13 protein-coding genes and 1 tRNA gene are annotated in these 16,906 nt (G+C 66.9%); 7 read left to right on the top strand and 7 right to left on the bottom strand.

Features of this window, described 5'->3' with window-relative positions; all coding sequences use genetic code 11:
* Positions 1-222: 222 nt before the first annotated feature.
* The 3 genes from CRP29_RS10640 to CRP29_RS10630 are packed head-to-tail and all read right to left on the bottom strand — an operon-like array spanning position 223 to position 6,106.
* On the bottom strand, positions 223-1,416 hold the full coding sequence (locus CRP29_RS10640; protein WP_097195039.1) for a GIY-YIG nuclease family protein: 1,194 nt from the start codon (positions 1,414-1,416) through the stop codon (positions 223-225).
* Positions 1,413-3,398: a DEAD/DEAH box helicase gene (locus CRP29_RS10635; protein WP_097195038.1), complete on the bottom strand. Its 1,986-nt coding sequence runs from the start codon at positions 3,396-3,398 to the stop codon at positions 1,413-1,415. Before CRP29_RS10635 ends, CRP29_RS10640 begins: the two co-directional genes overlap by 4 nt.
* A complete protein-coding gene (locus CRP29_RS10630; RefSeq protein WP_097195037.1) occupies positions 3,395-6,106 on the bottom strand; it encodes a DNA methyltransferase in 2,712 nt (903 codons plus the stop codon). The genes CRP29_RS10635 and CRP29_RS10630 overlap by 4 nt, the downstream gene beginning before the upstream one ends.
* Positions 6,107-6,398: 292 nt before the next feature.
* Here CRP29_RS10630 and CRP29_RS22710 point away from each other — a divergent pair, with 292 nt between their 5' ends.
* Entirely contained in the window at positions 6,399-6,560 is a 162-nt protein-coding gene (locus CRP29_RS22710) for a hypothetical protein (protein WP_176522917.1), read from the top strand.
* A 245-nt stretch (positions 6,561-6,805) separates the two neighbouring features.
* Here the strand turns inward: CRP29_RS22710 and CRP29_RS10620 are convergent, their stop codons facing one another.
* The gene (locus CRP29_RS10620) at positions 6,806-8,677 is read right to left on the bottom strand and encodes a DUF262 domain-containing protein (RefSeq protein ID WP_097195036.1); all 1,872 of its coding nucleotides are present in this window, start codon (positions 8,675-8,677) and stop codon (positions 6,806-6,808) included.
* 211 nt (positions 8,678-8,888) lie between these two features.
* Here CRP29_RS10620 and whiA point away from each other — a divergent pair, with 211 nt between their 5' ends.
* Together whiA and CRP29_RS10610 are read left to right on the top strand one after the other, a co-directional pair.
* Positions 8,889-9,863, top strand: a complete 975-nt coding sequence (gene whiA, locus CRP29_RS10615; RefSeq protein ID WP_425427086.1) for a DNA-binding protein WhiA — start codon at positions 8,889-8,891, stop codon at positions 9,861-9,863.
* A gap of 710 nt (positions 9,864-10,573) precedes the next feature.
* Entirely contained in the window at positions 10,574-11,776 is a 1,203-nt protein-coding gene (locus CRP29_RS10610) for a tyrosine-type recombinase/integrase (protein ID WP_097195035.1), read from the top strand.
* Between the two features lie 101 nt (positions 11,777-11,877).
* Here CRP29_RS10610 and CRP29_RS10605 read toward each other — a convergent pair.
* Positions 11,878-11,962: transfer RNA gene (locus CRP29_RS10605), tRNA-Leu, on the bottom strand.
* A gap of 55 nt (positions 11,963-12,017) precedes the next feature.
* A complete protein-coding gene (locus CRP29_RS10600; protein ID WP_097195034.1) occupies positions 12,018-12,338 on the bottom strand; it encodes a GGDEF domain-containing protein in 321 nt (106 codons plus the stop codon).
* A gap of 145 nt (positions 12,339-12,483) precedes the next feature.
* Here CRP29_RS10600 and CRP29_RS10595 point away from each other — a divergent pair, with 145 nt between their 5' ends.
* The 3 genes from CRP29_RS10595 (at position 12,484) to CRP29_RS10585 (ending at position 15,239) form a co-directional block, all read left to right on the top strand.
* On the top strand, positions 12,484-13,812 hold the full coding sequence (locus tag CRP29_RS10595) for a M20/M25/M40 family metallo-hydrolase (protein WP_097195033.1): 1,329 nt from the start codon (positions 12,484-12,486) through the stop codon (positions 13,810-13,812).
* Between the two features lie 85 nt (positions 13,813-13,897).
* On the top strand, positions 13,898-14,704 hold the full coding sequence (locus CRP29_RS10590; protein ID WP_097195032.1) for an SDR family oxidoreductase: 807 nt from the start codon (positions 13,898-13,900) through the stop codon (positions 14,702-14,704).
* A 94-nt stretch (positions 14,705-14,798) separates the two neighbouring features.
* On the top strand, positions 14,799-15,239 hold the full coding sequence (locus CRP29_RS10585; protein ID WP_097195031.1) for an SRPBCC domain-containing protein: 441 nt from the start codon (positions 14,799-14,801) through the stop codon (positions 15,237-15,239).
* On the opposite strand, the gene CRP29_RS10580 is transcribed toward CRP29_RS10585, so the two are convergent.
* The gene (locus tag CRP29_RS10580; RefSeq protein ID WP_097195030.1) at positions 15,240-15,815 is read right to left on the bottom strand and encodes a class I SAM-dependent methyltransferase; all 576 of its coding nucleotides are present in this window, start codon (positions 15,813-15,815) and stop codon (positions 15,240-15,242) included. It abuts the gene before it with no gap.
* Positions 15,816-15,931: 116 nt separating this feature from the next.
* On the opposite strand from CRP29_RS10580, the gene CRP29_RS10575 reads away from it, so the two are divergent.
* Positions 15,932-16,888 carry an NADPH:quinone oxidoreductase family protein gene (locus CRP29_RS10575; protein ID WP_097195029.1) on the top strand — a complete coding sequence of 319 codons (957 nt, stop codon included), beginning with the start codon at positions 15,932-15,934 and terminating at the stop codon, positions 16,886-16,888.
* Positions 16,889-16,906 lie beyond the last annotated feature (18 nt).

Raw genomic sequence — 16,906 nt, 5'->3', positions numbered from 1 at the left:
GCGACTGGCTTCATGCTTCATCCACTACAACGGCGCGATGGAGTTGTCAGAGGACACTCTCAAGGATCTGCTGGCGGCCCACCCAGGCGACAACCGCTAGTCCACCCCACCCATAACACGGCCGGGCTGCCTCACGGGGGCCGGGCCGGCTACGTCTACAGGTCGGTGCTGGCCGCGGGCATGGCTACTGGTCGCGGGCATGGCTACTGGTCGCGGGCATGGCTACTGGCCGCGCTCGACGAGCCCCTGCGCCGTTGCGTCATAGACGTAGCGGACGATCGCTCCTGACTGGATAAGTTCGATGGCCTGGTCGATCACGGCCCTCGGGACCACAAACCACTCCGACGCGTCGTAGTCGCGGCCCCAGCGATCCACCTGGCTGATGTCGAGGCGGACTTCTGCGAAGACTCGGTGCAGCAAGTTCTCTAGGGCAGACGCCTTGAGATTGTAGGTACGGTAGCTGGCCACCACCTCCACTGGCGCCATCAGATACGTCGGCGACTTCTCGGCGTCCTTGATTCGGAGTTCGACCGACCCGCGTGTAAAGCCGATCTTGTACAGGTCCTTGATGCCAGCAATCTGCGGGTCCGCGCTGAGGGACCGAAGCACGTAGATGTAGCCGCTCACCTGGTCATCGCTCAGGATCTCGGGCGGCTCGGACCTAACGACGATCTGGCCGTCCTCGTCGCTCAGCCTGATGCCTAGGGACTGCCGATACATCGAAGATTCGGTGCCGTTCTCGAAGATGCAGCGGAGCCGTTCGCGCTTGTTTTCTCTCACGGTCGTTTTCTTGTATTCGGTCTCACCGACCTCGGCGATGAACAGCATGACTCCGTTGAGGACGAAGAAGGCCCCAGGGAGGATGTGGGTCATGCCGGGGTAGGGCAGCAGCTTGCTCACACCGTCACGCAGCTCGGCGTGCTTCTGCTTAAAGAGCGGCTCGAACCGCTCGAAATCCTGGGCCTTCTCGCGGCGCGCCGCGTTCCCGCTGTCGTAAGTCTGACGGCGCACCGGCAGGTCGGAGACGTCCAGCAGTCCGGACTCGTCAGCGAGCAGGTCTAGGTCGTCGCCACCGAGCAGGTCGTCAAGCGACGCTGGTGCCTCGGGTGTCTCCAGGAGACCAAACTCGTCGAGTGGCTTCAGTGCAGCGATCTTCTCCTCGCTGGCGAGGATGCCGTCGAGCCGGGCGCCGAGCCTGCGTTCGGCAATCTCCCGCGTTGTAGAGCTCGGGAGCCGCTCGTGTGCACGTCGGAACTCAACGATCTCCAGGAATCCCCGCTTCAGGCGATCGGCTGAGGTGACTTTCAAGGCCCGCTCAGGTCCGTCCAGCAGGCCATCGATGTCAGAGTCGAGGATGTCATCGATGCTGGCTGGGACGACGGCGTCTGCCAACCCCGCTTCGTCGCTGGCGCTCATACGTCGTCCGGAGCCTCGGCATCGCGCTGAGCGGCATCGCGCTCTTGCTTTTTCTTCTGCAGGAACAGCACTACCTCGGCGTACCGTTTCTCGGTCGGATCATCGGAGCGCACGTTTGGCTTGCGCCCGTTGACCTTGGCCCACTGCTGAATCTTTGGCCAGGTAGTCAGCGTCTCTTCCTCGGTGATCTCGACCCTGGTCGCGGTAATCGCATCCGAGATGATACGCAGTACGGAAGGCCTGACGGACTTGGAGATGACCTCGAAGGCTCGCTGAAATGGGTTGACGGAGTCGATGAGATTAATGTTGATGTCGTCGATGTTCACGAACTTCTCCGACATTCTGATGAACCGCTTGTCGCCCACTTCGCGGACTTCGCCGTTCTTGATGACAGAGTCCACGACCACCTGCTGACGCAACTCCTCGACCTGCGACTCGTCTAGGTCGGGATAGCGCTCGCGGATGATCTTCGGGATCAGAACCTTGTTGGTCGTCTGGGGGTCCACCGAGCCAGCAGCGGCCTTTGCAAACGTGTCGTCTTGCAGGATGGTCGCCTTCAGGTCGTTGAGGTCCGTCTCGACGATCTGCTTGACCCGCTCCGAGCTGGGCTCCTTGAATCCCTTGATTTTGATGACACTCGGCGGGGTTGGAGCGTCGTCACCGCTGCGCTTGGTCTTGAACTCGAAGTTCTGGGCCAGTACTTGTTCCATCAGCAGCGACGCCGTGATGGCCTTCAGCATGTTGTTCACCGACACCTTCACCTCGCCCTGCGATGCGTCCGGCTCGGCAATCAGGTTGGTGAACTGGGCGTGCTCCTTGCCGGGCGAGTCACGGGTGACGCGACCAATGATCTGGATGACCTCAGTCAGCGATGCTCTATAGCCGACGGTGAGGGCGTGCTCGGCGAAAGGCCAGTCGAAGCCCTCCTTGGCCATCCCGAGGGCCAGGATCACGTCCACGGCGTCCCGGTCCTTCGAGGCGACGGTAGAGAGGTGGTGCAGGGTGTCGGCGCGCTTCTTCTGGTCCGTGTCGTCCACGAGGTCGGCCAGGCGCAGCATTGCGCCGGTGTCGGACCTGCGGATGCTGATGATCCCCGTGTCAGGGTCGGTGGACTCGACGTGGCCGATCGAGTCGATGATGAACCCGACCTCTTCGATCTTGTCCTTGGTGGACTCTCCCGAGTTCACGTTCGGGATGTGGATAATTGTCTTCTTGTTCAGGTCGAAGACCTCACCGATCGCCTCGGTGTACCGGCCCTGGTAAAAGTGATGGCCGATGCCCAGCGAGTGCAGATGCTCGTAACCGTTTAGCTGGTCGTAATAGTTGAACGTGACCGGCGTGAAGCGTGCCTCGTCCTCGGCCGCTAGCACGGGGACCGAGTCGCCGCGAAAGTAGGAGCCGGTCATCGCGACGATGTGAACGTCCGAGCCGTTCATGACATCGCGCAGAAGCGCGCCGAGTCGACTGGCTTCGGTGTCGGCAGAGACGTGGTGGAACTCGTCGATCGCGAGCACGGTGCCGTTGAACGCGTCTGGAGTTAGCTTCTCGAAGGCGAAACGCAGTGTGGCGTGCGTGCAGATTAGGACCGCCAGGGGGCCGTTCAGAAAGTTGATGAAGGCGCCGACCTTGCCCTGCGAGGAGCCTGGGTCGCACAGGTTGAGCTCCGGCTTCACCTCCCAGTCTGCGAAGAATCCGAACTGGGTGAGGCTCGTCGAGGCAAACGACCCGCCGATCGACCGCTCTGGTACCGCGACGATGACCTTCTTGCGACCCTGGTTGTAGAGCTTGTCGAGAGCCACGAACATCAGGGCTCGGGACTTGCCCGAGGCCGGCGGAGCCTTGACTAGCAGGTGCTGCGCTTCGCGTTTGGCGAAGACGCGTTGCTGCATCTCGCGCATGCCCATCGCGTCGGTGTTCACTGAGCCGCCCGTGCGGGCGTAGGTGACGTCGACGACGTTGGGTGGCTTCTTGATCTCGCTCACTTGCGCCTACCCCTCTGCTTCTTGGCGGGCGCGTTTGCGGCCTCCTCGGCAGTCATCGCCTCATACATAGCAAAGAGGTCCGACAACCGTTGTTCATCGGTCTCGTAGTTGCGCTTGGAGTATATTGAGTCGACCAGCGCATCGACCTCGGCGTGCGCCGCTCGCAGGTCAGCGGGCATCAGTTCGGGGTCGTACAGTTCCGCGAGGGTCTTCTCACAGTGGTACTCGCGGACGTCGAGAACCCGCAGAGCCATGACGGTGAGCTGCTCCTTCACCGCGTCGGAGAGCGGCGGTACCAGGAAGTTGTTGTAGACGATTGTGTTCGAGTACCGAAGTCGCGACTCGTGTTGTCCGCCGACTGCCCGAGTCCAGACTATGTGCATCCGCGCCGTGATCAGCGCGAACACCCACGGCTCGGCGTCGTAGACGGCGAAGGCGAGATTGGATATTATAGTGTCGGCGCCCCTGTACCCAATAGGGATATAATCGCGTCGCTCGGACGACACCGCGGGGACGATTATTGAGTCAGTGGGCTTGTAGCTGATCTGCACAAAGCGGTGGGGCTTCGCCGCGTAGGCAGCCGTACTGCCGGCGTCGCTCTTGCCTCGCTCGTCTGTCACCTGTGCAAGGCGCTCCGCGATTGCTGGCACTGAGCGCGCTAAGTCCACTTGGCCATCTTCGATCCAAAGGCAATATCGTTCTAGCCCATCCACATGCTCTTTGGTGCCAATGTAAGCCTTGATGAACTCGGAGGATAGCGGATCGTTGTCAATCATCCTCTGCCGCTCGCGGGGGCTGATTACTAGCCCGCGGGCTCGAGGCATTGACCCGAACACCATGACCGGGCGACTCGCGCCAAGCGGGCTGTTACGCCTGCCGATGAAGATGTTCGCGCCGTCCGCGAGGTAGCCGTTGATGTTCTTCGCACCGATCTGCAGGTCGTCGGTGTATAGGTACTTCGGGCCTGAGCGAGCTACGCGAAGTCCGATGACCACGACCGTGACTCCGGCGTTGCGCCTGGCGTTATTCGCCCACTTGAATGAGGTGTAAGCGAACCCGATCTCGATGCCCCCGGCGAAGATCATAGGAAACATGAGCCCAACATGCTCGCCCTGAGAGACCGAGTTGGTGGCGACAAACGCAAGTTCGGCTCTCGTGCCCCCAATGTAGTCCGCTCCCTTCACGAACCAGAGGGCGATGTAGTCCAAGTTTTTGTTGAAGGGGCGCCCTCCGAAGACGAATGGGAAGTCTGCCTTCATCTCCTTAGTCTGCGCCTTCGCACCCTTGTATGGCGGGTTCCCGATCAAGTAGATTTCGCCGTCGTCGTTGGGGCAGACTGCGTTCCAATCGACCCGCGCTGCGTTGCCCTGCTGGATCTGGCCGGCTTCCTTGAGGGGGATCAGCGGGATGGAAACGTTGAACTTTTCTCTGAACTCCGTGTTCATCTGGTGCTTTGCGATCCAGAGCGAGAGGATCGCGATCTCCGTGGCAAAGTCGTCTAGCTCAATGCCATAGAAGTTCTCGATGTGGATCTTCGACTCGGTGAACAGCACCTGGTGCTTGGGGTGAAGGTAGGCGAGTCGCTCGAGAATGGCGTGCTCAAGTTTCCGGAGCTCCTTGTAGGCGATGACAAGAAAGTTCCCAGACCCACAAGCGGGGTCGAAAACCTTGATTGCGCTGATCCGCTCCAGAAGCGACTCGAGCCTGCGAACTGAGTCGAAGCCTGCGTCGAACTCATCCCTCAGTCCGTCGAGAAATAGGGGCTCGATGGTCTTGAGGATGTTCGGCACCGACGTGTAGTGCTGCCCGAGGTCGCTGCGCTCGAGGGGATTGACGACTGCCTGGAACATGGACCCGAAGATGTCGGGGTTGATCTTGCTCCAGTTGAGCGTTCCCAGCGCGATCAGGAGGTCGCGGGCCGACTTCGTGAAGGCCGGCAGCGCGTCTTCGGGGGCGATGGTGAAGAGTCGGCCGTTGACGAATGGGAACGCGGCCAGGTGGGTGGGTTTGTCAGCCTTGTCCTCAGTGTCGAGGGCCCTGAACAGCGTGAACAAGAAGTCGCCGACGTCCGATCCGTCGGCCTGGGTGTGGGAGCCGACCGCGTTGGTGAACTGGCTCTTTGTGAAGATCTCTGTGTCCTCGGCAAAGAAGCAGAACAGCAGTCGGGCAAAAAACACATTGATCGCATGGCGCCCGTGCGTCCCCTCCATCAAGCCGGGGTTGGCGACGAGGAGCTCATCGCAGAGCTTGCCCATCCGTTCCGCTGCCTTGACGTCCGCGTGGGCCTCGGTGACGTACTGGGCCTTCTCCATCCCCGCCCAGGGCAGGAAGAACGTGAAGTGTTGATCGATGTCCCGGATCGGGATCATCAAGTTTTCGCCGGTCTTCGTGTCGACAGCCAGGAGCTCGGTGTAATCGGTGACGATCACGAAGCGGGTGCGGTACCGCACCACGGCCGGGGAGGTCTTCAGCTCATCGATGACCGCGAGCGGGTCCTCCGTCGTCTCCTTGAAGTACACGACATTCTTCTGCGCCACCTCGGTGGCCTTGTCGGACGCGACGCTCAACGACCCGTTGCGCAGGCGCGTGACATTGCCTTGGGGCTTCCCGTACGCGAGAAGTAGATCGAAGATGAACTCGCGGTCATAGAGCTCGCGACCTCCGAGCCGGGCGACGCGCTCCTCGACGGCTCTCAGGTTCAGCCTCAACTTGGCAGATCCTCTTCCACGCGCATGATCCCATCATGGCTACCTGCAGGCGCGCCCGAGCGCGCATGGGTGTCGCCGCGATGGAGTGTTCTCGCCGGTCGCCAACCGCAGTCCGCCAGCGCAGGCTCTTGCCGCTTGCAGTATGAAAGCTGCCGGGCATGTGGGTCCTGCGCGCCAACAGCGCCCGCAAGGCCGTGATGTCGATGTGCACCCTTCCGGTGCTGGCCGGAACGAACCTCGAGCCCGCGTTCGCCGCCCCACGGTAGCCTCCAGCGCTGACCTGGTCGTGCATGTGGGCACCGAGCCGTGCGGGCAGCGGCGACTGCGCGAGGTCGTGCGCTTCCCGGGCGACACCGAGGGCAGCGTCGTGGAGACGGCGGACGTCTTCGCCGCCGGCGATGGCCGGCGGGTGTGCGCCGATGCCTATCTGCGGCACGCCGACCGCTTCAGGTGACTCGGGCGCAGCGCGTCCCGAGTCAGGCAACCGTCGCCCTCTTGATGGTTTCGGCTCGGCGGCTGACCTTGCGGAGCTTGGGTCGGTGACGTGCCGGTTTCGCCAGGCGATGTAGCGGCGGATCATGCTGGCCTGCCCTCGGTGGAAGTGGGGGGCAGTCCCCACCTCTTGCGGCTCGCGGTACTCCACAGAACCGGTCCCCATCTGCAAGGCATGCCAGGCTCAGTGGAGGGCGCGCCCCTCCGTTAAGAGTCCGCGGAGAGCAGCGATTCGGGCTTCGGCCAAATGCGGATCGCGGCCGCGGCTAGGCTCTTAGCCCGACCATCGATCGAGGCCTCGGACCAATGGCTAGTTGTCGCGATATCATAGTTGATGGCAAGCGACTTCTGTTTCTCGAACTCGAGCTTTTTGGTCAACCAGCCCAAGTTGGACACTCCACGATTGAAGGTGCTGGTGACGAGCGTCAGGTTCCCAAGCCGGTCGATGCGCCGGCGACGTTCGGAGTCCAACTTGATCCAGAGCGGGTCGGATTCATCCCTGGCGACGGTGGCATTCGCCTCGTCGGTGAGCGGCCAGTGGGGCTGCCAAGATTGCGGCATGACATGCTCGATCTGGAGGTTGTCGTACGTGACAACTGCGGCCGGCTCATTCGGGTCTTCTGATCGCAGTCGGTGGTCGATCGCTCCGAGCAGCAGACGGATTCGCGCCTGAGCCATGCCGTCGTAGAAGCGGCGGCTCAGGAATGCCTCCTCGATGTCAGTGTCCTTCGGCCAGTCGAGTGCACCACCCTTCAACCCGTTGATCACGGCGTCCGCGACATCGTGGTCCTTCTCGGCAGCGAGCTTGGCTTCGCGGAGCACCCTGGTGAGGTGGGTGCCGTAGCCGCGTGTCTGCCAGCCCACGTAGGCGCGGCGAAGTGACCACGACTCAACGGCGCGAACGGCGCGGACGTGGTCCGCCGCCGAAAGGGTGTCTTTCGAGAGCGTGCGGAGCCATGCGAGCAGGGGGACTGCGGTGGTGATGTCCAGCGCTCGGATCCGCTGGTACGCGGCCGCCACCACGTCCTCGTTAACGGGCGTGGCTCCGTAGATTGCCCGATAGGCGTTGGCGAACGTGCTGAGCTGCTGCAGCACCGCCTCTGTGCTCGGGCCACCATCGAGGTACTCCCTAGCTTCTCGATAGAGATGTCCCACGTTGGCCTCGATGCCCGTTGCCGCCGTTAGCCATACGGACAGAAGGGCGTCGCGGCGACCACGCTGGGCGTGTCCGCGTCCGACCTCCTGCTTCCACCACGGCTCATCAAAGTGTGCCCAGTGGCGCTCGTACAGGGTCTCGACGTCGTCCTCGGCGAGCTCGCCGCGAAGAAACAAAAGGTTCTTCACGAGGTCTATCGCCGACAGGGGCGTCTGACGGCCATTGAGTACCTCGAAGATGACCTGAGCATCGTCGTTGTCGTCGAGATCGATAACGACCAGTTTGAAAAGACTCGACAGTGCGTCGGCCAGGGCAACCAGACGCGAGGGCTCCACCTCGCCGTCCTCGTCGGTGGCGTAGTCCCTCGCCGCGTCTGAGAAGTACTTGCGGGCCTTAAGGTAGAGGTGATCGGAATTCCCATCGTAGATCGGAATCGAATCGCTCACCGCGGCAGGCCAGAGCTCACGGTCCTTGCGTCGCGGCCAGAGCTTGTGGATCTCATCCGGCGACTCGACGACATCATCGGGATTGAAAAGCATCCGACGCACGGACTTCGTTCGATCGGAGTCGTTCTCGGCCAGCACGTCGAGCAGGCCGCGGACCAGGAGCTGCACCGTGGTGAGCCGTTGTTGCCCGTCGATGACGGACCGCAGCGCCACGCCTCCTGTGGCGAATGGCAAGCTCGCGCACACTATGGCGCCTAGGAAGTGAGGCGAGACGCTCTGCTCCTTTGATTTCAGTGCGGCCCCTTCCGCGCCGCTGGTGCGGACCTCCATGAGCCGATCGGCGGTCGACTCCAAGTCCTCGAAGAGGAGCCTCCACTGGCCGTCGAGCGTCCACTCGTAGTCTCGCTGGAACGTTGGAATGAGGTACCGGCGCTCCGGCTTGAGGATGTCCTGCAGCGGGTAGGTCTTGGCGTCCACATGCCCATGATGCCGGGCGCCGACGGCGCGGACATGCGTCGCCGACCTCTGTCGAGACCCGCCAGTGGCGGTTCAGCGCGTGTGCAGGAGGAGGCTCGCCCGTCGTGGTCGGTGGACTCCCTGTGATGTGGTCTGCTGTCTCAGTGAGAGGCAGTGCCACCCAGCATGTGCGCCCCGGACTGCAGACGGGCGGAGGGTGGTCGCCGTGGCGATGACTGCCATGGTCAAGGACGAGCTCTCCCGGGTCGGGATTACGAACAACTCCGAGCGCAAGGCTGAGGTCACCGCGCTCCTCCGGCTTTCCGGTGGGGTGCACATAGTGGGCGGCCGGGTGATCATCGAGGCCGAACTGGACGCCGGCTCGGTCGCGCGCCGCCTGCGCCGTGACATCAGCGAGGTCTACGGCTACACCAGTGGGGTCAGCGTCCTCGCCGACGGTAATACTCGGCGCGGCGTTCGCTATCTCGTCCGGATTGCCAAGCACGGCGAGGGGTTGGCTCGCCAGACCGGTCTGGTCGACCAGCGCGGCCGGCCGGTACGCGGTCTGCCGCCGTCGGTTGTCTCTGGTGGCATCCGCGACCTCGAGGCGGCATGGCGCGGGGCGTTCCTCGCGCATGGCTCGCTCACCGAGCCGGGGCGATCGTCCTCGCTGGAGATCACCTGTCCCGGTCCTGAAACGGCGATGGCGCTCGTCGGTGCCGCCCGCCGCCTGGGTATCGCCGCGAAGGCCCGCGAGATCCGCGGGGCCCATCAAGTGGTCGTCCGCGACGGCGACGCGATCAGCGCCCTACTCACCCGCATGGGCGCGCACCACGCCATGCTTGCGTGGGAGGAGCGGCGCATGCGCCGTGAGGTCCGCGCGACCGCCAACCGGCCGGCCAACTTCGACGACGCTAATCTGCGCCGTTCGGCGCGGGCAGCAGTGGCCACGAGCGCACGAGTGGAGCGGGCGATGGAGATCCTGGCCGGGGACGCGCCCAAGCACCTTCTCGATATCGGGCGGCTGCGGCTGAAGTTCAATCAGGCATCACTGGAGGAACTCGGGCAGCGGGCCGATCCGTCGATGACCAAGGACGCCGTGCACGGGCGCATCCGCCGGCTACTGGCAATGGCCGACAACCGGGCCAAGGAGCTGGGCATCCCGGACACGGGATCCGTCGTCAACGACACCATGATGGGTGTTTGAGATGACACCGGCCCCTAGGCTGCGCTCGGTCGACGTGTCAAGCACGGCAGCTTGCCCGCCGGTGGTGGGGTGGCGGCTGCTGATCTGGCTGGTCCGCGGCCCAAACCCGTGGCGGGAGCCGCCCCGCTGGCCGTGGCGACGGCGAGCCGATTAGACCGAGTGGAGCGGCAAGGCGCGGAAACGAGGCAGACGCCGTCGTGCCTCAGCAGGGGCAAAACTGGGCGGTCGGAGGCCAACAGAGGTCACCACGGTTGAGGCAGGAAACGCTGATGACTACCCGCTTGAACTGGGCAGATGAATGAATTCGCTGGTGAGGACAGAGAGCGGGTAACCGGGATCGAACCGGCATGGCCAGCTTGGAAGCCTGGGCATCTCGCCGTACCCCTTCATGGCCGCAACCTCCGTCGCGTCAACGGCGTGCCGAGGCAGGCGATCGACTTCGTCCGCGCGAGAACTATCCCCGGCAGGCCTTACCGGAGAAGTTCGGGAGGAACTCGGTAGCCCGCTCGTGAAGAGTTTCGCGGGTACTGGCGCTCGGCCGCGCGGTTGGGTTGCTGACCGTGGTCCACAGCGTCGAGTCGCGTCCACAGATGCAAGCCGGTGCTGGCTGTCGGGCTGCCGCTGGTTGTTCCGTAGTCGTAGCCAGTGGCTCCCTATAGCAGGCATCCGGCTGGCAGCGGGTGCGCTGGGTCGAACGATGGAGGTCTGCGATGGCGAAGCCACGGAGACGGCAGGCGGGCGAGGGCGGGATCAGCGAGTACATGACCAAAGCTGGTCCGCGCTTCCTGATCAAATTCACGGCCCAGCGGGCCGACGGGACAAAGCGCGTCGTCCTCAAGCGCGGCTTCAAGACCAGGAAAGACGCCGCTGCGGCTCTGCGCGCGGAGGTCCGCAAGACTGACGTAGGGGAGTGGGTCGAGCCGTCGAAGCAGCGACTCGATGCATACCTGGCCGAGTGGATCCAAGGACAGCGACTCAGCCCGGCCACGCTGGCCTCCTACCGGAAGAACATTCGGCTGCACGTTGATCCACACCTCGGTGCACAGCCGGTGGCCCGGCTCACCGGTCCGGCGGTGGACGCCTGGATGCGCAGGCTGGAGGAGTCCGGCCGAGCCGACGGCCAGGGCGGCCTTTCCCCGCGCACGGTGCGCTACGTGTTCACGATCCTTCGGTCGGCACTGAGCGACGCAGTCAAACAGGGGCGGCTCTCGGTCAACCCGACCGACCGATCGACACCGCCGAGCCCATCGGAGGCCCGTCCACCGGAGATGCAGGCGTGGACCGCGGCCGAGCTCGGTCGGTTCCTTGGCTGGGCGGAGGCCTACGACCGGGACTTCGCCATGGGTTGGCGACTGCTCGCGGCTACCGGGATGCGCCGCGGAGAGGCGCTGGCCCTGCGCTGGCGCGATGTGGACCTGGACGCCGGCCGGCTTGCCGTCCGCCGCAGTGTCGGCGTGGTGAAGACCAAGGGCGCCGGAGAACAGCTGGTCGAGGGCCCGACCAAGAGGGGCCAGTCACGCGTCGTCGATCTGGACGCGGGCACCGTGGCCGCGCTCCGCGCCTACCGCGCAGCTCGCGGACTGCTGGCGCTCGACCTCGTGCGTGACTCGGCGCTCGTACTCAGCAACTCGGACGGCACCCATCGGCACCCCGAGCGGTTCTCCCGCCGATTCACCGGCCAGGTCGTCCAGGCGCGGAAGGCGCTGGGGGAGGAGCGGCTGCCGATGATCCGGCTGCACGACCTCCGCCACACGCACGCCACCCTGCTGCTGGCCGACGGCGTGCCAGTGAAGGTCGTCTCGGAGCGCCTGGGCCACGCCAGCGCCACGATCACGCTCACCGTCTACCAGCACGTCCACCCCGGCATGGGGCGCCAGGCTGCCGACCGGTTTGCCGCCCTGCTCGAGGGCTGATCCCAGGCGCGAAGTATCACGCGGGTATCACGAGGGCCTCCGAGGCTCCTTCAACGAAACACCCCGGGCTCCTGACCTGCAGGAACACCGGGGTGAGGCTGTGTCCGAGGGGGGACTTGAACCCCCACGCCCGATAAAGGGCACTAGCACCTCAAGCTAGCGCGTCTGCCATTCCGCCACCCGGACGAGTGCGGGGCAAGACTACCGGAACCGATCCGCCGGTCGAAGCACCCCCCGCCGGTCAGGCCGCGGCGACCGAGACCCGGCCTCGACCGGCCCGCTTGGCGTCGTAGAGCGCCGCGTCGGCGGCGGTGTAGAGCCCGCGCCGATCGGTCGAGTGCTGCGCGACGTGCGCGACGCCGACGCTGATCGACAGGGCCAGCAGGCGGCCGTCGAGCAGCGTCATCGGCGTGGCGCGCACCGCGTCCAGCAGCTCTTCGGCCCGCTGCACGCCGGTGTCCCGGCCACATCCCGGCATCAGGACGGCGAGCTCGTCGCCGCCCAGCCGCGACAGGACGGCGTCCGCTGCGCGTATCCGGCTGGCGGCAGCGGCCGCGAGCATGAGCGCGGCGCTGTGCGCCGCCGCTTGCGGATCGCGCGCAGTGCTCTCACGATCCCCACGCCCTCTCCCTCGGCATCGCCGTGCGGACGGTTCAGCCTCGTGTCACCCGGTGGGAGGAGGCAGGGACCGGTGGCACCATCGGCCCATGACCGACGACGCGACGGTGCCCGGAGCCCGTGCCCAGGACGAGGTCGCCGAGCTGCTCTCGGACCTCATCCGGATCGACACGACCAACACCGGCAGCACGGCCACCAGCGCCGGCGAGCGCGTCGCCGCCGAGTGGGTCGCAGGCAAGCTCGACGAGGTCGGCATCCCGTCGGTGATCCACGAGTCCGAGCGGGGGAGGGCCAGCCTGGTCGCCCGCATCCCCGGCGCGGACCGCAGCCGCCCGGCGCTGCTCGTGCACGGGCACCTCGACGTCGTCCCCGCCGATCCGGCCGAGTGGAGCGTGCACCCCTTCTCCGGAGAGGAGCGGGACGGCTACATCTGGGGCCGCGGCGCGGTCGACATGAAGGACATGGACGCGATGGTGCTCGCGCTGGTCCGCGACTGGGCCCGCACCGGCGTCCGCCCCGACCGCGACATCGTGCTGGCGTTCGTCGCCGACGAGGAGGCCGGCGGCAAGCTCGGCGCGCACTACCTGGTCGACGAGCACCCCGACCTGCTCGAGGGGTGCACCGAGGCGATCAGCGAGGTCGGCGGCTTCAGCATCACCGTCCGCGACGACCTGCGCCTCTACCTCGTGCAGACCGCCGAGAAGGGCCTGGCCTGGATGCGGCTCACCGCCGGCGGCCGGCCCGGGCACGGCTCGTTCGTGCACGACGACAACGCCGTCACCCGGCTCTGCGAGGCGGTCGCCCGGATCGGCGCGCACCGCTTCCCGCTCACCCTCACCCCGCCGATGCGGCAGTTCCTCGCCGCGGTCGAGGACGCCTACGGCATCGAGATCGACCCGGCCGAGCCCGAGCTGGCCCTCGCCCGCCTGGGCAGCATCAGCCGGATGATCGGCGCCGCCCTGCGCAACACCGCCAACCCCACGATGCTCGACGCCGGCTACAAGGCCAACGTCATCCCCGGCACCGCGAGCGCCACCGTCGACGGCCGCTTCCTCTACGGCGAGGAGGAGGAGTTCGAGCGCCAGCTCGCCGCGCTGATCGGCGAGGGCGTGCAGCGCGAGTGGCTGGTGCACGACCAGGCCGTGGAGACGACGTTCGACGGCCCGCTGGTCGACCAGATGGTCACCGCGCTCAAGGCCGAGGACGACGGCGCGCGCCCGGTGCCGTTCACCATGAGCGGCGGCACCGACGCGAAGAGCTTCCAGCGCCTGGGCATGCGCTGCTTCGGGTTCTCCCCGCTGCGGCTGCCCGCCGACCTGGACTTCGCCTCGCTCTTCCACGGCATCGACGAGCGGGTGCCGGTCGAGTCGCTCCAATTCGGCGTCCGGGTGCTCGACCGCTTCCTACGGTCGGCATGATGCATCGCGGCCGAGCGTGCGAGGTCGCGCAGAAGGCAGGGCACCCGGGGGCACGCGCCGGACGAGCGCCAGCGAGGATGGGCGCGTGACCTCGACCACTCCTGCACCCAAGCCCGGTTCCGTCGCGCTCATCACGGGAGGCACGGGTGGCTTCGGCCGCGCCCTCGCCACCAAGCTGAAGGCGCTCGACGTCACCGTCGTCCTCGCCGACCTCGACAGCGAGCGCAACCGGCAGGTCGCCGACGAGCTCGGCTGCCCGTTCGTCGTCCTCGACGTCTCCGACCGCGCGGCCAACGCCGCCGTCGTCGCCCAGGTCGAGGCCGAGCACGGCCGGCTGGACGCCGCGTTCCTCAACGCCGGCATCGCCGGCAAGTCGCGGCAGGCCCTGGACGTCGACGAGTTCCTGCGCGTGGTCGAGATCGACCTGTTCGGCGTCGTCTACGGCACCGAGGCCGCGCTGCCGGCGCTGCGGCGGGCCGGCGGCGGCTCCATCGTCGTCACCGCCTCGCTGGCCGGCCTCGCACCGCTGGCCACCGACCCCGGCTACAGCGTCGCCAAGGGCGGGGCGATCACGTTCGTCCGCTCGATGGCCGCGCGGGTGATCAGCGAGAACATCACCATGACCGCGATCTGCCCCGGCTTCGCCGACACCGCGATCATCGACGGCATCCGCGACACGTTCATCGAGAACGGCTTCCCGATCCTCTCCGCCGAGGAGGTCGCCGACGCGATGATCGCCGCCTGGACCTCGGGCGAGCCGGGTGGGGCCTACATCGTCCAGCCGGGCATCGGCGCGGTGCCCTACAAGTTCAAGGGCGTGCCGGCCGCGCGCACCGCCAGCGGCGAGACCGCGGGCGTCCCCAGCGCGCTGAAGCCGGGTTCCGCGACCTGATCGCACGCTCCTCGGGGAGCGAACCCCTCCCGCGGGCGGGTCCGGTCGGCCACACTGCCCCCGGCCGGACCCGCCCGCTCCGAGAGGTGCCTCGATGCGACACCGGATCACCGCAGCGGTCGAGATCGAGGCACCGCCGGACGCGGTCTGGGCGGAGCTGGCCGACCTGGCCGCGTACGCCGACTGGAACCCGTTCATCCGGTCCGCGTCCGGCACCCTCGCGCCGGGGGAGCGGCTCTCGCTGCGCCTGCAGCCGCCCGGCGGCCGCGCGCTGCCCATCCGGCCGACCGTCACCGAGGTGGTCCACGGCCGCGTGCTCGAGTGGCTCGGCCACCTCGGCGTCCCCGGCCTGTTCGACGGCCGGCACCGCTTCGAGCTCACCGCGACCCCGCAGGGCACCCGCCTGGTCCAGAGCGAGTCGTTCAGCGGCCTGCTGGTGCGACCGCTCCGCGGCTTCCTCGACGGCGGCACGCTGGCCGGCTTCCGGGCGATGAACGACGCCCTGCGCCGCCGGGTGCTGGAGCCGCGCGGCTGATCAGGCGGCGTCGTCCTGGGAGCAGGCGAACAGGAACGCCGGTGGCACGTTCCACGGCGTGATCCGCCAGCGCACCGAGCGGAACCGGCGGCGGAACTCGCCCAGCATCAGCGGCGAGTACTGGATCACCACCATCACGCCCCCCGGGCCCAGGATGCGCGGCAGCACGTCGAGGATCCGCTGCCGCAGCTCGCCGTCGAGCGAGGTGAACGGCAGGGCCGAGACCAGCACGTCCGCGCGCCGGCCGCCGAGGTGGGCGTCGATGTTCTCGGCGGTGTCGGCGACGACCTCCAGCCGGTCGTCACCCGCGTAGCGCTTCGCGATCCCGGCGGCGAGCTTCGGGTCGATCTCCACGGCCACCAGGCGCGCGTCGGGCCGCAGCCGGGCCAGGATCTCCCCGGTCTGCACGCCGGTGCCGGCACCCAGCTCGACGACCAGATCGGCGGCCGGGACGTCGGCCAGGTCGAGCATGTCGCGCACCGCGGTGCGCGAGGTGGGCAGCACGGCGCCGACCTGGCGGGGGTGGGCGATGAACGCGGCGAAGAAGCGCAGCGGGTCGCTCAGGTGCTGTCTCATGCGGTCCTTCCAAGGGCCGGGCGTCGTGGGCAGCACCCTGTCACGGCACCGGGCGCGGAGCGAGTGCGGCCGGGGGCAGGTGACGGCCGTCACGCCCGGTCTGGCAGGGTCGGGCCATGCGTGCATGGCGGGTCCACGAGCTCGGCGATCCAGCGAAGGTCATGAGCTTCGACGAGGTCGACGTCCCGACCCCGGGTGAGGGCCAGGTGCTGGTCAAGGTGCGGGCGGCCGCCCTGAACTTCCCCGACATCCTCATGGCCCAGGGGCTGTACCAGGAGAAGCCGCCGCTGCCGTACACGCCGGGCGTCGAGCTGTGCGGCGAGATCGTCGGGACGGGCCAGCGGGTCATCGGCTCGCCCGCCGGCGGTCCGGGCGCGTTCGCCGAGTACGCGCTGATGGACGCCGCCGCCGCGTACCCGGCACCCGAGGCGCTCTCCGACGAGAAGGCCGCCTCGCTGTACCTCACCTACTCGACCGGGCACGTCGGCCTGCACCGCCGCGCGCACCTGCAGGCGGGGGAGTGGCTGCTGGTCCACGCCGGCGCCGGTGGCGTCGGCTCGGCCGCGATCCAGCTCGGCAAGGCCGCCGGTGCGCGGGTCATCGCCACCGCCGGTGGTGCCCGGAAGACCGAGATCTGCCGCGAGCTGGGCGCCGACCACGTCATCGACTACACGACCGAGGACTTCGTGCCCCTCGTCAAGGAGATCACCGGCGGGCACGGCGCCGACGTGGTCTACGACCCGGTCGGCGGCGAGGTGTTCGACAAGTCGCGCCGGTGCATCGCCTTCGAGGGCCGCCTGCTCGTCGTCGGTTTCACCAGCGGGGTCCACCCCTCGGCGCCGGCCAACCACGTGCTGGTCAAGAACTACAGCGTCGTCGGGCTGCACTGGGGCCTGTACCGCAAGCACGAGCCGGCACTGTTCTGGCGGACGCACGAGGAGCTGCTGCGGCTCGTCGCCGACGGGCTGATCGATCCGCTGGTCGGCGACGTCCTCCCGCTGGACCAGGCGCCGCAGGCCCTGGCCCGGCTGGGCGACCGCGGCACCGTCGGCAAGGTCGTCCTCGTTCCCTGAGGTGCGGGGCCCGCTGCC

Source organism: Blastococcus aggregatus (assembly GCF_900221005.1).
In the GTDB taxonomy this organism is placed as follows: domain Bacteria; phylum Actinomycetota; class Actinomycetes; order Mycobacteriales; family Geodermatophilaceae; genus Blastococcus; species Blastococcus aggregatus.
Note: the sequence above shows the minus strand (reverse complement) of the source record. Positions and strands in the feature narration are given on the sequence as shown.

What these genes read in the sequence shown, in the direction of transcription:
- CRP29_RS10580 (WP_097195030.1), bottom strand. Translation starts at nt 15,815, where the DNA reads ATGAGACAGCACCTGAGCGACCCGCTGCGCTTCTTCGCCGCGTTCATC.
- whiA (WP_425427086.1), top strand. Translation starts at nt 8,889, where the DNA reads ATGACTGCCATGGTCAAGGACGAGCTCTCCCGGGTCGGGATTACGAAC.
- CRP29_RS10575 (WP_097195029.1), top strand. Translation starts at nt 15,932, where the DNA reads ATGCGTGCATGGCGGGTCCACGAGCTCGGCGATCCAGCGAAGGTCATG.
- CRP29_RS10640 (WP_097195039.1), bottom strand. Translation starts at nt 1,416, where the DNA reads ATGAGCGCCAGCGACGAAGCGGGGTTGGCAGACGCCGTCGTCCCAGCC.
- CRP29_RS10585 (WP_097195031.1), top strand. Translation starts at nt 14,799, where the DNA reads ATGCGACACCGGATCACCGCAGCGGTCGAGATCGAGGCACCGCCGGAC.
- CRP29_RS10595 (WP_097195033.1), top strand. Translation starts at nt 12,484, where the DNA reads ATGACCGACGACGCGACGGTGCCCGGAGCCCGTGCCCAGGACGAGGTC.
- CRP29_RS10600 (WP_097195034.1), bottom strand. Translation starts at nt 12,338, where the DNA reads ATGCTCGCGGCCGCTGCCGCCAGCCGGATACGCGCAGCGGACGCCGTC.
- CRP29_RS10610 (WP_097195035.1), top strand. Translation starts at nt 10,574, where the DNA reads ATGGCGAAGCCACGGAGACGGCAGGCGGGCGAGGGCGGGATCAGCGAG.